The organism is Gilvimarinus sp. 1_MG-2023 (assembly GCF_030548285.1).
Genome location: NZ_JAUOSC010000144.1, coordinates 1 through 453, shown reverse-complemented (window position 1 = coordinate 453; position 453 = coordinate 1). Strand labels below are relative to the sequence as shown.

Annotated in this window: 1 protein-coding gene; it reads left to right on the top strand. The window is 38.9% G+C overall.

The genetic code is table 11. The features are described from left to right. Nucleotides 1–202: 202 nt before the first annotated feature. Nucleotides 203–453 (top strand): hypothetical protein (locus Q4563_RS16135; protein WP_303605198.1); only part of this gene is annotated, 251 nt, incomplete at its 3' end.

Genomic DNA, 453 nt, shown 5'->3' with positions numbered 1-453 from the left:
CAGCTACCCAACTATCTTTAAAGGAGTAATAACCATTTATAATGTAATGACTTAAGGGAGAGTAAGTTCATTCAGGAGCAGTGACCATGATCAATCAGCCTTAGATATCGCATAGCACCACGTGTTTATAGCAGTCATGCCATAGTCAATGGCCCATAAGTGATCGTTCAAATAGCCTACAAAGGAAAGGTGGTCAAATATTATGAAGCGAATTGGATGCATAGGAACCCTTCAGACCGGGGCTTTTGACAATCACTCAGCCTATATTCTCGATATATTCAACGAACTAAGATCGTACAGATTGTCACATGAGTCAAATGGTATATTTATTGCTTTTGATGATAATTTCCTGCTGATTCTTGAAGGCAACCCTGACAGTTTAGCCACCAACCTGTATCGAATCCGGCGTGACCATCGTATTAAATATATTTCCATTTTGTTCAATCAGAATAT